Source organism: Ramlibacter montanisoli, from assembly GCF_013087525.1.
Taxonomy (GTDB): Bacteria; Pseudomonadota; Gammaproteobacteria; order Burkholderiales; family Burkholderiaceae_C; genus Ramlibacter; species Ramlibacter montanisoli.
The window spans coordinates 649,748-662,338 of sequence record NZ_JABFCS010000001.1 but is presented as its reverse complement, the minus strand read 5'-3'; the positions used below and the strand labels follow the sequence as shown (position 1 = coordinate 662,338).

The window sequence follows — 12,591 nt, the reverse complement described above, 5'->3', positions numbered from 1 at the left end:
TATACCGGGGAGGTTTTCCGCCCAGGTCGTACCACCGCGGGGGCTAAACAGGTCGGCCGACCTGGATGACCCGGTGCTTCAGTGCGCTCCGCGCACTCGCCTCCAAGTCGCCTCTCAACCCCAACGATAAACACACGACGAGCACCTCATGGAGTTCAACCGGTCCGAGCGCAAGATTCTGCGGGAGCTAGCGGACGAGGTCTACGAGGCTGAGGCCCGGCAGGTTCTTGCCGACCTGGCTGCTTCTTTTGCCGAGTGGCGCAAGAGGAAGAGGCCGAGCTCCGATCTGCTGGCGGACATCCACGCCTTCCATCAGCATGACTCGAGAGAGCTCTGGGCCACATACCAGGGTTTGGACGAAGCCCAGGTCGTTGCGCGAGGCGTCGCGTTTGGCTTCATCCCGCCGAAGAAGGTGCCGCGGGAAATCGCGGAGAAGTTGAACGTCGAGCAGTGGCGCGAGATCGCGCAGAGGCGAGGAAGTAATGTCTAGCATTATGTTCGGCACGGACACGCAGTGGCTTTGCGCCGTGCGACCGCGTCATCTCGCTCGACACGGATTTCTCGCCGTTCGTCGCCGCTCCCGGCGAGTCGGCGAAGACGCTGACATCCCTTCCGATGCGAAATGACGGTGCGATCTAATGGTGAAGTTCGCATCATCTGCTACGGCGTCCTCGCGGATCGCATCGTGGTGGTCGGCTACACGCCGCGTGGCGCGGACCGCCACGTCTTCAGCATGAGGAAAGCCAATGCCTGCGAGCAAGCCCGCATCGCGCCGCTCCTTGAAGTCTGATCTGGCGCGCGTGGATGCGCACCGGATCAAGAAGGGCGAGTACGAGGAACTTCCCGAACTCACCGAGGAGATGCTGGCGCACGCCAAGATCAACAAGGGAGGCCGGCCTCCCTCGGAAAACCCTCGCAAGCAGTTGACGCTGCGGCTTCCCGCCGACGTCATCGAGCGCTGGAAAGCAAGCGGCCCTGGTTGGCAGACCCGGATGGCCGATCGTTTGAGCAAAGTCCGGTGAGAGTCGCACACGGTGCACCGAAGCTCCGGGCGCTGTGGATGCTCACGCCTGCAATGCTGCTGCCCCTGGCGGCCTGTTCGTCACTGAAGAGTCTTAGCGGAAACGACTCCGCCTCCACCCAGCCCTGCCCCGACCTCTCCGGCGTGTATTCCAATTCCGCCTCCTATTCAGACCAGGGTGGCGACAGCTCCCGCTTCCTCTCGTGGCATCTTCGCGTTCCCCTGCCCTTGAACGATCCCTTCGCGGACCGGATCCGGATCCATCCCTGGAAGGACGGCAAGCTCCTGGTCGAAGCCTTCTCCTCCGGCAAGCTCATTGCCCAGCGCGAACTCGATCAGGCGGAGGGCCACGTTTCGTGCGAAGGCGGTGCGATGCTGTTCCCGCCGGAAGTGTCGACCCAGACTGACGCACTGGGTGGCGCGCGGACCACCAAGGTGCGTCTCGTGAGAAAGGACGACACCGATGGGTCCATCACGTCCCAGGAGCGCACGACCGGAGCCGCCCTCGCCATGTGGGTCATCCCTTTGGGTGGGCGGCAATCGCACTGGTTCCGCTGGCTGCCTCGCAACTAGGAAGACGCCGATGTTCCGCCCCCTCCTCCTCCCAGCCTTCCTCTCCATCGCCCTCCTCACCGGCTGCGACAGCGCCGAAAGCCAGCGCATCGAGGACACGCGCTCCCGGCTGGTCGGCACCTGGCTTCGCGAGCCGGATGCGGACAGCGTCCCGTCGCGCCGCCTGCTCGTGCTCGGCCCCGAGGGGAAGTTCACTGAGCGGATCGTGGCCTCTTCCCAGGGCGGCCCGGGCGAGCGGCGTGAGCTCGCCGGCGAATGGTCCTACGACGGCACGCACCTGAAGCGCCGCTACCTGCGGGAGAACGGCCGCCAGTTCGCCGGGGCTCCATGCGCTTCGCGACCTTCCCGCTGGTGTCCGTGGGACGCGCCGAACTGGTCGTCGACGACAAGATCGAAGGCCGCGCCGTCACCTATCGGCGCGTTCCCGAGGGAACGCAACCGTGATCCCGACGCCGATCCACGCCGCCCCGGCAACCACGTACGTCCAACAGCCGCGGTCACTCGTCATCGCTTCTCTCCTGCTCCTGGCCTTGCTCGCCTGGTCCGGCTACAGGCCCTACGACCGGGCCACTTGGGCCATGGAGGTGGCTCCCGTTGCCATCGCCTTGCCCGTCCTGTGGGCAACGTACCACCGCTATCCCCTGACCAACCTGCTCTATGCCTGCATCTTCCTGCATGCACTGGTGCTGATGCTGGGAGGCGCGTACACCTACGCCCGCGTGCCGCTCGGTTTCCAGATCCAGGACGTCCTGGGCCTGCATCGCAATCCGTACGACAAGATCGGCCACTTCTTCCAGGGCTTCGTCCCCGCACTCGTCGCCCGCGAAATCCTGATCCGGGGCGACTACGTGCGAGGCCGGCGGATGCTGGCGTTCGTCGTCGCATGCATCGTCCTGGCGATCAGTGCCACCTACGAGTTCATCGAGTGGGGCGCGGCCCTTGCGCTCGGCCAGGGGCGGACGAGTTCCTCGGGACGCAGGGCGATCCATGGGACACGCAGTCCGACATGCTGCTGGCGCTGATCGGTGCCGTCGCTGCGCTTTCGCTGCTGTCACGTGTCCATGATCGCCAGATCCTTGATCTCCTGGGCAGGCGATCGGAACCCTCGCGCCGATGACCCTGCCCGCATATCGGTAGCTGCCGGCAGCAGCGGGTCGGCCCGCTCGATCCTTCCTGCAACTTTCGTACTCCTTCCCGCGCCCCGCGCGTGCACCCGTCGCCCGCAAACGACTATCTCCCTCTCGCCGCATCGACGCGCCATTTGTATCGTGATGTAATCGCGCCCACCTCAGCCACAGCCGGGTGCGCAAAGACCTGGTCCTTCGAATGACGCTGTTCACGACGCGCGCCCTGCTGGTCCCGCTGTTCTTCGTCCACCTTCACTCGCTCGCCCAGGACACTCCACCGACTCCCACCGAAACGCCAGCGTCACCCGCAGGCGCAGCGCCCGCACCGGCCGCTCCATCGCCGGCGGAACTCGTCGACAAGTTCAAGGGCTTCCTCGGCTCCACCATCGACGCCGTGCGCCAGAACCAGCCCCCAGCCGGAAGCACGGGTCCCTTGCCGGTCACCGGCGCGGAAGGCGGCGAGGCCCCGTGATCGCCGACCCGGCGCAAGCGCCCTCTCCCGGCGAAGTCGTCGATCGCTTCAAGAATCTCTTCGGCGGCCAGCCCGAGCCGCGCCGCTTCACGTCGCGCGCCGTGCCCAACGAGGCGCCCGTGTTCGGTGCCGCGCGCATCACCGACGACGTGGTGCGCGAGCTCGATGCCATCAAGACCACCGACGCGGCGGAAACGCAGAAGCGCTGGGGCGCCTGGTCCTCGCTGGTCGGCACACCCTGGATGTACACGTGGGGCCCGGACAAGAACCGGCACGTGGTGCTGGACCTGCAGTGGAAGGTGCCCGGTGCGCTGGCGGCCGTGAACATCGTCAGCTGCGAGGGTGGCCAGTGCAAATACCGCAAGGGCTTCGCGGTGGCGCACCCCGAGGCCTCGCGCGTGAGCTTCGGCAACCTGCGCGGGCTGGCGCGCTTCGACATGCTGTGGGACGACGGGCGCGAGGACCTGGGCGAGGTGCAGCCCACGGGGAGGTGCTGGTCGGCGGCGCGCAGTCGCGGTCCGCCTACCGCTACGACGCGGCCCGGCAGGTGGCGGTGGTCGCGGGGCAGGAAGCCAGGCGGCCGACGCGCGAGGACATGGCGGCGCTGGCGAAGTTGAACGTCACGCTGTCTGCCGGCACGGCGCAGTCGATGCTGGCGGAGATGGATCGCGCGCAGGCCAAGGCCGATGCGGAGGCCGCCGCTGCGCGCGCCGCCGCCGAGGCGCAGGCGCGCGCCGAAGCGAAGGCCCGCGCCGAGGAGGAAAAGCGGGCCGCGGCGCAGGCAGCGGCGGAAGCCAAGCTGCAGGCCGCCGCCGAAGCCAAGCGCAAGCGCGAGGAGGAGCAGCGGCAGCGCCAGCTCGCCGCGCTGGTCAAGCGCTGGGGCGCCTTCGCGGAAGCCGCGGACAAGGGCCCGGTGTGGCTGGGCACTTCCAGTGCCACCGCCTGGACCGAAGTGGAATGGGTGAAGCCGGGCCAGGCGATGCGCGTGACCACGGGCTTCTGCCGCAGCGGCGAGTGCAGCACCATCGACTACGACGTGCGGACCGGCAAGCCGGGGCAGATCGAGCTGGCCAGCCGCGATGGCAGCCATCGCCTGGCCGGCAAGCTGGATGCCGGCGGCGCGATCGCCCTCGAGGAACTGCCGAAGTCCAGCCCGCGCAGCATCGAGCACCGCTTCACCGGCTACCGCTTCCAGGACGGCGGGCTGCAGGTCGCGGGCGGGATGTTCAGCGATCCCCTGCTGCAGAAGCCCGCGACGGCGGACGAAGTGCAGAACGCGCCGCACACCGTGGCCGCGGTGCGCCGGCAGGAAGAGGCGCGCCGGCTCGCCGAGCAGCGTGCCCGCGAGGAGGAAGAGCGCCGCATCGCCGCCGCCGAGCGCGCCCGCGAGCAACGCGCGGAGCGCGAGCAGGAACGCATCAACCAGGCGCGCATGTTCCAGTCCTTCACCAACACGCTGGCCTCCGAACTGTCCGCGGGCCAGGCGCAGCGGCAGCAACAGCAGCAATACCTGAACAACCTGCAGGCGCAGGCGCGCGCGCAGCAGGAAGCACGGCAGGCGCAGCAGGAACGCGAGGCCCGCGCGGCCGCGCAAGCACGCCAGGAAGCGCGCGACCGGGACGCTCGCGCCTATGCACAGGCGCGCGAAGAAGCGATGCAGCGTGACCAGCGCGCCAGCAGCCGCGCGCGCGAGGAAGCCGCCGAGCGCGATCGCGCCGGGGCTCGCGCGCGCGACGAGGCGCGTGCCCGCGACGAAGCCCGTGCGCGGGACGAGGCACGTGCGCGCGAGCAGGCGCGTGCCCGGGACGAGGCGCGAGCCCGCGAGGAGCGCGCGCGCGAGGAAGCGAAGGCGCGCGACGAAGCCCGCGCCCGCGAGGAGGCGAAGGCGCGCGAAGCGCGCGAGCAGGCCCGTGCGCGCGAGGAAGCCCGCGCGAAGGAAGAGCGTGCCCGCGACGAAGCCCGCAAGGTCGCCGCAGCTTCGCGCGGACCGGCGCGCGCCTGGTGCATGCAGAAGCCCGGCGGCGAGTACCGCTGCAACGGGCCGCTGCAAAACGGCGGCTGGGGCAAGTCGCTCAAGGCGGCGCTGAGCATGGTGGATTGCCCCGACGGCCACGGCTACTCGCCCACGCCGCGCACCGGCGGCCAGTCCTTCAACTGCGGACGCCCGCTGCGTCCCGACGAACAGGCCATGCCGACCTACGACCCGTTCTTCGACCAGGACAAGCTGCTGCGATGATCCGCGCCGCCCGCATCATGGCGGCCGCCGTGTTCGCCACGCTGTGCCCGATGGCGCCGGCGCAGACCGGCGACGGCCAGTTCGCCCCCGCGCAACTGGACGATTGCCGGCGCAGGCTGGGCATCCGCGAGGACGCCATGACCACGATCCGGGTGCGCTGCGACGACCCGCCGGAGAAGGCCAAGGGCGCCCGCCCGGACGCGAAGCCGGGCAAGGCCCGCACCGCGAACGACAACACCGGCGGCAAGATGCCCGGCTACGAGAAGTATTCGTGCTGGGTCGCGGAAGACCGCTGCCTGCAGTCGCTGGGCTCCTGGGGCGACAGCAAGCTGGATCGCGAGTCGCGGCGCTTCCACACCTACCACCGCAACGTGTGCGCGCAACGCATCGCGGTGAAGGCCTGCCTGGAACGCGTGGACATGAAGCCGTGGTGCGGCATGAACGGGATCGAACCGGGGAAGACCTGGACCTGGTCGGTGTCCCGGGCCACCGGCCGCTACAGCGCCAAACATGCCGGCGTGGCCGCGGGCCGCGACGACTTCATCTGCCCCAAGCCGGCGGGGTGGAGGGAGATGGGCGGCTAGCTAATATCTCGTCTTCTTCGAGTTGAGCCCCATGAACCTGTCCGTCTCCCCGGTGAAAGCAACGCCGCTTCCCGAAGCCGGCTGGCTCGCTCCCTGGAGACGAAGGTCCCCGCCCCCGTGGTGGCGATCGTGGTCGGCGCCTGCATGAAGCTGTACGCCATGGCCGCCGGCGTGACCCTCGACCCGTCGGCCTGGCGCATGGTCGCCGGGGTCGCCCTTTCGCAGGCCAGCGCGGGCGTGGTGCTGGCCGCGGCCGCCTCGATGTTCCGAGCGCGCACCACCATCAACCCCTTCTCCCCGAACCGGGCGAGCAGCCTGGTGACCGGCGGCATCTTTCGCGTGTCGCGCAATCCGATGTACCTGAGCCTGCTGCTCTTGCTCGTGGCTTACGCGGTCAGGCTGGACTCCCCGCTGGTGTGGCTCGGTCCGATCGCTTTCGTGGGGTATGTGAACCGCTTCCAGATCGGGCCGGAAGAGCGGGCACTGAAGGCCAAGTTTGGCGAGGCTTATCTCCGGTATCGCAGCCACACCCGACGCTGGCTCTGAGGGCACGCACGCGATTTCCTTGATCTCGTCGGCATCCCGTTCACTCCGGACTTGGCAGCCGGGCGACGCTGCGATAGTGTGACGGCCGCCCGCGACCCCTGGCTTTCCGTCGGCCCGCATGGATTCCTTAAGGCGAACATGAACAGCATGCAGAAACTGCTCACCCTCCTCATCGTCGCCCTCGCGACACTCCTGGCCGGCTGCGCCGCCAGCGTGCAACGTCCGGGCGGCGCCGACGCGGCGCTCAAGGTCAGCCCCGCTGCCACCCGGCGCGTGGCCCTGTACGTGCAGCCCAGCCCAGCCTCGATGCAGAAGTCGGCGGACTGGGAGCTGTTCCGCACGGAATGGCGCTCGGCGATGGCCGCGGCCGCAGGTGCCGCGGGTAAGCCGTTTACCTACTACGACGTCGAGCCTTCCGGCGCCACGGAGCCGGCGACGCTGATCGTCGTAACGATCAACGACTACCGCTACATCTCGCCGGGCGCGCGCTACGGCCTGGGCATCCTCACGGGCAACGCCTACATCGACGCCGACGCGCGTTTCTACGAACTGCCGCAACGCCAGCAGGTCGGCGCGCGCAAGTACGCGACGACGTCCACCGCCTGGCAGGGCGTCTTTTCGGCGATGACGGAAAAGCAGGTCCAGGCGATCACTACCGAGATGATCAAGGAACTCGACGCGCGCTAGAACGCGCGAAATGGCATTGCCCCGATAAGGGCGCGGTGCTTGCATGGATCCGGCAGGCGACCGAACCATGTTGCAACGCAGCAATCGAGGTATACAATCCCCCCGCAGAGGGGAAGCCACATGAAAAAAAATCGGTGGTGGGGAGTGAAGCTGGCGGCGTCCTGCGTGCTGGCATCGCTCCTCGGTCTGGGCTCCACGGGCGAGGTCCACGGGGCGTATGTCGATTGCGCGATGTGCCACCTGGATCCGGCGCCGGGTTCGGGCGCGAAGGACTTCTTCGATTTCTTCATCTCGCCGGAGCGGCAGCACCCGACCGGCATGGCCTACCCGCCGGCCCACAACCCCGACTACATCCGACCGACAGCGCTGACGGACGACATCGTCTTCTTCGACCGCAACGGCAACGGCATCGCCGATTCCGACGAAGTGCAGCTGTTCGGCATCAACGGCCAGGTCGAATGCGCCTCCTGCCACCGCGAACACGGCGAGGTGGCGCCGCCGCCGCAACCGAACATGTACCTGCGCGTCACGGGCGACCTGCTCTGCCTGGTCTGCCACAAGGTCTGATGCGCCCGCCGCCAGTGGTGTAGAACCTCGTTCATCGCGGTTCCCGTCCCCGGAGGTGGCAGGCGATGAGCAAGACGCAGGTTTCCGACACCTGGGAGCGCGGCAGCCCGTACGAGCAGTACATCGGCCGCTGGAGCCGCCAGGTCGCGCCCCTCTTCCTGTCGTGGCTGGACCAGCCGCCCGGCCTGCGCTGGCTGGACGTCGGCTGCGGCACGGGAGCCCTGTCCGCGGCGATCCTCGACCGCTGCGCGCCACGCAGCGTGGCGGGGGTCGAACCTTCGGATGGCTTTCGCCAGCTGGCCGAGCAGCACCTGGCCGGCCGGGCCCGCGTGCTCGCCGGCCATGCGGCGGCAATCCCGCTCGCTGCGGGCACATGCGACGTGGTCGCCTCCGGCCTGGTGCTGAACTTCGTTCCCGACGTGTCGGCGGCGCTGGCGGAGATGCGGCGGGTGACGGCGCCGGGCGGAACCATCGCGGCCTATGTCTGGGACTACGCCGGCGGCATGGAGATCATCAAGTCCTTCTGGGACGCGGCAGTGGCGCTGGATCCCGCGGCCGCTGCGCTGCATGAAGGACCGCGCTTCCCCTTGTGCCATCCCGCGGCCTTGCAGGCTGCGTTCGCGGCGGCCGGCCTCGAACAGGTGAAGACCGCCCCGCTCGACGTCAGCGCGAAGTTCGCCGGCTTCGACGACTACTGGCAGCCCTTCCTCGGCGGCCAGGGGCCGGCGCCGGCGTACGCCATGTCGCTGGGCGAAGAACAGCGCGCGGCGCTGAGGGCCAGGCTGCAGTCCGCATTGCCGGCGGCGGCCGACGGGTCGATCGCGCTGCGCGCGCGGGCCTGGGCGGTTTGCGGGATCGCGCGCGGCACGGTCTAATCCGGCGAGACATGCGCTGCATCCGCCTCATCCCCCGCCTGCTCGCGGCCGCGACCCTCGCCTTCGCCCAGCTCGCGCCGGCCCAGGCGCCGGCGGCACCGGGCATCGCCGTGGTGGTGATGCACGGCAAGGGCGGCTCGCCCGCCCGCCACGTCAACGGCCTGGCTTCCTTCCTGGAGCAGAGGGGTTACCTCGTCGCCAACCTCGAGATGCCCTGGTCGGGCCGGCGCGAATACGACGTGCCCGTGGACGCTGCCGAAAAGGAAGTGGATGCGGCGCTGGATGCGATGCGGGCCAGGGGCGCGGGCAAGGTGTTCGTCGCGGGGCACAGCCAGGGGGCGTGTTCGCGCTGTACTACGGCGGCAAGCGCCCGGTGGACGGCGTGATCGCCATCGCCCCGGGCGGCAACGTCGCCAACCAGGTGTTCCGCAAGGAGCTGGGCGCGGTTGTGGACCAGGCGCGCAGGCTGGTGGCGGAGGGCAAGGGCCACGAGAAGGCGCGCCTGAGCGACTACGAGAACGCCAAGGGCAGCTTCGCCGTCACCAGCGCGCCCGCGGCCTGGCTCACCTGGTTCGATCCGGACGGCGCGATGAACCAGCTGAAATCGGCCAAGGCCCTGGGCCCGCAGGTGCCCGTGCTCTTCGTCGCGCCGAAGAACGACTACCCCGGGCTGGTGCGCATCAGGCCGATGATGTTCGACGCCCTGCCCCGGCACGCGCTCACCCGGATGGCCGAACCCGACGCCAGCCACATCGACGCGCCGTCGGCGGCGCGGGAGGAGATTGCGCGCTGGATCGCGGAAGTGGCGGGGACGCAGAAGTGATCGGCCTGCCGTCCGCCGGCTGACCGCGACTGCATTGCCATGCTCTTTGCCGTCCTCTTCACCGACCAGCCCGGCCACGGCGAGCTGCGTGCCGCCCACCTCGAGGCGCACATCCGCTGGGTCGCGGAACATCAGGATACGGTCCTGGTGGCCGGATCGCTGCGCGTCGAGCCCAGCCACGTTCCCAAAGGCGGCCTCTGGATCGTCGAGGCGCCTTCCAGGCAGCACGTGCTCGACCTCATGACCACGGACCCGTTCTACACCTGCGGGTTGCGCCAGGACATCGAAGTCCTGTACTGGAGCAAGGCGCTGGACAAGAAGACGCCGGTGTAGTGCCCCGTCCGTGCGCTGCCGCACAGACGCGCCCGGCCGCGCGGCCCACCCTGTCCCTTGCACGGTCTGGCCGTGTGAAGGTCCCTGTCCATGATGTCGAGTTTTCTGGCCACCCACCGCGAGGAGCTGCTGGACCGGTGTGCCCAGAAGGTATCCGAGCGCCCCATGCGGGAGGCGACGACAGTGCAGGTGCGCAATGGCATCCCGCTGTTCCTGGCCCAGCTGCAGCGCACGCTGGAGGCGGAGGAGCAGCGGAAGCCCCTGGAAAGCTTGCGCATTTCCGGGCCGCCGGGCGGTGACTCCTGTTCGTCTCCGAGATGGGGGTGAGCGCCGGCGCGCACGGCAAGGAGCTCCTGGCCCTGGGCTTTTCGGTGGACGAGGTCGTGCACGACTACGGCGACCTGTGCCAAGCGATCACGGACCTCGCCTTCGAGATGGACGCGCCCTTCGCGGTGCACGAGTTCCGCACGCTCAACCGCTGCCTGGACAACGGCATCGCCAGCGCGGTGACCGCCTTCAGCAACCACCGCGATTTGTCCCTGGCTGCGGAAAGGCAGGGCGAAGCGGGCGAATCGCGCGAGGGCCTGCGGCAATCGCTGCGCAGTTCGCTCGCCACGGCCACCTACGCCGTCGCCGCGCTCGAGATCGGCAACCTGCCGATCTCCGGGTCCACGGGGGCGATCCTGAAGCGCAGCCTCGCCGCGATGACCAGGCAGGTGGGTGGCCCCACGGTGGAGGAACTGAAGGATGACTTCGGGAAGAACTAGCGCTCCGGCCGGGCCGACGCGATGAACAGGAAGCCGTCGGCCGACACGAAGGCCGCCACCACCTTCAGGCGCGGTTCGCGCAGCGCGTCGCGGACCTGGAGCCAGCGCCGCACCAGGGCGGCCGGCACCGCCGCCTCGGAGCGCGAAATGCGCACGGCGCGCTCCTGCGCGTCGGTTCCGCTCACCACCACGTCTTGGTCGCTCCAGTCCCCCGCAGCCTCCAGGGCGGCGATGTACTTGCGGGAAGGGGCTGGACGGGACATGCAGGACTCCACTGGTGACAAGGCCATTGTCGGCACGCCGGCCCGGGCGGTCTGTACGGATGCGCACACAACATGGCCCTGCCACCGGCGCGCAGCCGCCCGCTGTGTACTCCACCGTGCAGACGTCGCGCGATTTGCCGCCCATCCTGAGGGCGTGAAGGACTCCCTCCCCACCCCCGCGCCGCCGGCGCACGCGGGCGGCAACGGCCTGCTGGCCGCGCTGCCCCGCGCCGCGCGCGCGCGAGCGGGTGGCCGCGGCCTGCGAGGCCGTCGAACTCGCGGCGGGCGACGTGCTCATGTCCCCCGGCGTGCCCGCCGCGCACGCCTTCTTTCCCTTGGACGCCATCGTTTCGCTGCGCATGGCGACGGCACGCAGGCACGACGGCTTCGAGGTGGCCCTGGTGGGACCCGAAGGCATGGTCGGCATTCCGCTGGTGCTGGGCGCGAAGACCTCCGCACAGCGGGCGACCGTGGTGAAGCCGGGTGCGGCGTGGCGCATGAGCGGCACGCGGCTGCGCGGCGAGCTGCGCGCGGGCGGCGCGTTCCGGGCGCGCATGCACGGCTACGTGCTGGTCTCGCTCACGCAGATGGCGCAGGGCGTGCTCTGCACCCGCGACCACTTCGTCGACCAGCGCCTGGCGCGCTGGCTGCTGATGACGCAGGACCGCGCCCCGCTGCAGGACCTGCACGCGACCCACGAATTCCTGGCCGCCACCCTGGGCGTGCGGCGCGCCGGCGTCACGCGCGCCGCGGCGTCGCTGCAGCTGCGGCAGCTGATCGCCTACCACCGCGGCGTGCTGGCCATCCTCGACCGGCCGGGGCTGGAGGACGCCGCCTGTGCCTGCTACGCGGCGGACCGCGCCTCGTACGCCGAGACCCTGGGCGCGCCGGCCATGTGAGGGCGCTGCCTTTGGTGCGCTTGCGTACCAAGCAAGGTCTATACTGGCCCGGCGACGCCTGCCGGGAGGCTGCCGGTTTGCGGCGTCGCATGCGTGGAGCCGCGATGCCAACCCTCGCGCAGGGCAATGCCCTGCTGGCCGTCCTGCCGCCGGCCCGCCTGGCCCGCTGGGAGCCCCATCTCGAGCCGGTGACCCTGCCGCTCGGCGAGGTGCTGTCCGAGTCGGGCTGGCGCATGAACCACGTCTACTTCCCCACCACGGCGATCGTCTCGCTGCTGTGCGTGATGCGCGACGGCGCGTCGACCGAGATCGCCGTCGTCGGGCGCGACGGCGTGGTGGGCATCTCGCTGTTCATGGGCGGCGAATCGACCACCAGCCGCGCCGTGGTGCAAAGCGCGGGCCTGGGCCTGCGCCTGCCCAGTGCCTTCCTGATGCAGGAGTTCAACGAGGGCGGCCCCGTGCCGCACCTGCTGCTTCGCTACACGCAGGCCCTGATCACGCAGATGGCGCAGACGGCCGTCTGCAACCGCCACCACACGCTGGACCAGCAGTTGTGCCGCTGGCTGCTGCTGAGCCTGGACCGCCTGCACAGCAACGAGCTGGTGATGACGCAGGAGCTGATCGCCAACATGCTCGGGGTGCGGCGCGAAGGCGTGACCGAGGCGGCGGGCAAGCTGCAGCAGGCCGGCCTGGTGCGCTACCACCGGGGCCACATCACGGTGCTGGACCGCCCCGGCCTGGAACTGCGCTCGTGCGAGTGCTACCGCGCGGTGCGCGCCGAGTACGACCGGCTGCTGCCGGACCGCATCGCGGAGTAG

Annotated in this window: 18 protein-coding genes and 1 pseudogene; 18 read left to right on the top strand and 1 reads right to left on the bottom strand. The window is 69.7% G+C overall.

Features of this window, described 5'->3' with window-relative positions:
- Positions 1 to 148: 148 nt before the first annotated feature.
- From HK415_RS03465 to HK415_RS03385, 16 genes and pseudogenes are all read left to right on the top strand, one after another.
- A complete protein-coding gene (locus tag HK415_RS03465) occupies positions 149 to 490 on the top strand; it encodes a hypothetical protein (protein ID WP_171556788.1) in 342 nt (113 codons plus the stop codon).
- A 256-nt stretch (positions 491 to 746) separates the two neighbouring features.
- Entirely contained in the window at positions 747 to 1,022 is a 276-nt protein-coding gene (locus tag HK415_RS03455) for a BrnA antitoxin family protein (RefSeq protein WP_171556786.1), read from the top strand.
- Positions 1,023 to 1,165: 143 nt separating this feature from the next.
- Positions 1,166 to 1,594, top strand: a complete 429-nt coding sequence (locus HK415_RS03450) for a hypothetical protein (RefSeq protein WP_171556785.1) — start codon at positions 1,166 to 1,168, stop codon at positions 1,592 to 1,594.
- A gap of 440 nt (positions 1,595 to 2,034) precedes the next feature.
- Positions 2,035 to 2,711: pseudogene (locus HK415_RS03445) on the top strand (DUF2238 domain-containing protein).
- A 209-nt stretch (positions 2,712 to 2,920) separates the two neighbouring features.
- On the top strand, positions 2,921 to 3,193 hold the full coding sequence (locus HK415_RS03440) for a hypothetical protein (protein ID WP_171556784.1): 273 nt from the start codon (positions 2,921 to 2,923) through the stop codon (positions 3,191 to 3,193).
- A 490-nt stretch (positions 3,194 to 3,683) separates the two neighbouring features.
- Positions 3,684 to 5,429, top strand: a complete 1,746-nt coding sequence (locus HK415_RS03435; protein ID WP_171556783.1) for a hypothetical protein — start codon at positions 3,684 to 3,686, stop codon at positions 5,427 to 5,429.
- Positions 5,426 to 6,013: a hypothetical protein gene (locus HK415_RS03430; protein ID WP_171556782.1), complete on the top strand. Its 588-nt coding sequence runs from the start codon at positions 5,426 to 5,428 to the stop codon at positions 6,011 to 6,013. Before HK415_RS03435 ends, HK415_RS03430 begins: the two co-directional genes overlap by 4 nt.
- Positions 6,014 to 6,130: 117 nt before the next feature.
- Positions 6,131 to 6,559, top strand: coding sequence for a methyltransferase family protein (locus tag HK415_RS03425; protein WP_309246562.1), 429 nt, complete (start codon positions 6,131 to 6,133; stop codon positions 6,557 to 6,559).
- A gap of 147 nt (positions 6,560 to 6,706) precedes the next feature.
- Positions 6,707 to 7,246: a hypothetical protein gene (locus tag HK415_RS03420; RefSeq protein WP_171556781.1), complete on the top strand. Its 540-nt coding sequence runs from the start codon at positions 6,707 to 6,709 to the stop codon at positions 7,244 to 7,246.
- Positions 7,247 to 7,366: 120 nt separating this feature from the next.
- Positions 7,367 to 7,813: a cytochrome c3 family protein gene (locus HK415_RS03415; RefSeq protein WP_171556780.1), complete on the top strand. Its 447-nt coding sequence runs from the start codon at positions 7,367 to 7,369 to the stop codon at positions 7,811 to 7,813.
- Positions 7,814 to 7,878: 65 nt separating this feature from the next.
- On the top strand, positions 7,879 to 8,688 hold the full coding sequence (locus tag HK415_RS03410; RefSeq protein ID WP_171556779.1) for a class I SAM-dependent methyltransferase: 810 nt from the start codon (positions 7,879 to 7,881) through the stop codon (positions 8,686 to 8,688).
- A gap of 11 nt (positions 8,689 to 8,699) precedes the next feature.
- Positions 8,700 to 9,074: an alpha/beta fold hydrolase gene (locus HK415_RS03405; RefSeq protein ID WP_171556778.1), complete on the top strand. Its 375-nt coding sequence runs from the start codon at positions 8,700 to 8,702 to the stop codon at positions 9,072 to 9,074.
- Positions 9,029 to 9,511 (top strand): hypothetical protein, encoded by a 483-nt coding sequence (locus HK415_RS03400; RefSeq protein WP_171556777.1) that lies wholly within the window; start codon positions 9,029 to 9,031, stop codon positions 9,509 to 9,511. Before HK415_RS03405 ends, HK415_RS03400 begins: the two co-directional genes overlap by 46 nt.
- A gap of 39 nt (positions 9,512 to 9,550) precedes the next feature.
- Positions 9,551 to 9,844, top strand: coding sequence for a YciI family protein (locus tag HK415_RS03395; RefSeq protein WP_171556776.1), 294 nt, complete (start codon positions 9,551 to 9,553; stop codon positions 9,842 to 9,844).
- A 90-nt stretch (positions 9,845 to 9,934) separates the two neighbouring features.
- Positions 9,935 to 10,171, top strand: coding sequence for a hypothetical protein (locus HK415_RS03390; protein ID WP_171556775.1), 237 nt, complete (start codon positions 9,935 to 9,937; stop codon positions 10,169 to 10,171).
- Positions 10,168 to 10,611, top strand: a complete 444-nt coding sequence (locus HK415_RS03385; protein WP_171556774.1) for a hypothetical protein — start codon at positions 10,168 to 10,170, stop codon at positions 10,609 to 10,611. The genes HK415_RS03390 and HK415_RS03385 overlap by 4 nt, the downstream gene beginning before the upstream one ends.
- On the opposite strand, the gene HK415_RS03380 is transcribed toward HK415_RS03385, so the two are convergent.
- Positions 10,608 to 10,874: a hypothetical protein gene (locus HK415_RS03380; protein ID WP_171556773.1), complete on the bottom strand. Its 267-nt coding sequence runs from the start codon at positions 10,872 to 10,874 to the stop codon at positions 10,608 to 10,610. The two genes, HK415_RS03385 and HK415_RS03380, sit on opposite strands and share 4 nt — an antisense overlap.
- A gap of 248 nt (positions 10,875 to 11,122) precedes the next feature.
- Here HK415_RS03380 and HK415_RS26120 point away from each other — a divergent pair, with 248 nt between their 5' ends.
- Positions 11,123 to 11,773 (top strand): Crp/Fnr family transcriptional regulator, encoded by a 651-nt coding sequence (locus HK415_RS26120; protein WP_216369723.1) that lies wholly within the window; start codon positions 11,123 to 11,125, stop codon positions 11,771 to 11,773.
- Between the two features lie 104 nt (positions 11,774 to 11,877).
- Positions 11,878 to 12,591, top strand: coding sequence for a Crp/Fnr family transcriptional regulator (locus HK415_RS03370; protein ID WP_171556772.1), 714 nt, complete (start codon positions 11,878 to 11,880; stop codon positions 12,589 to 12,591).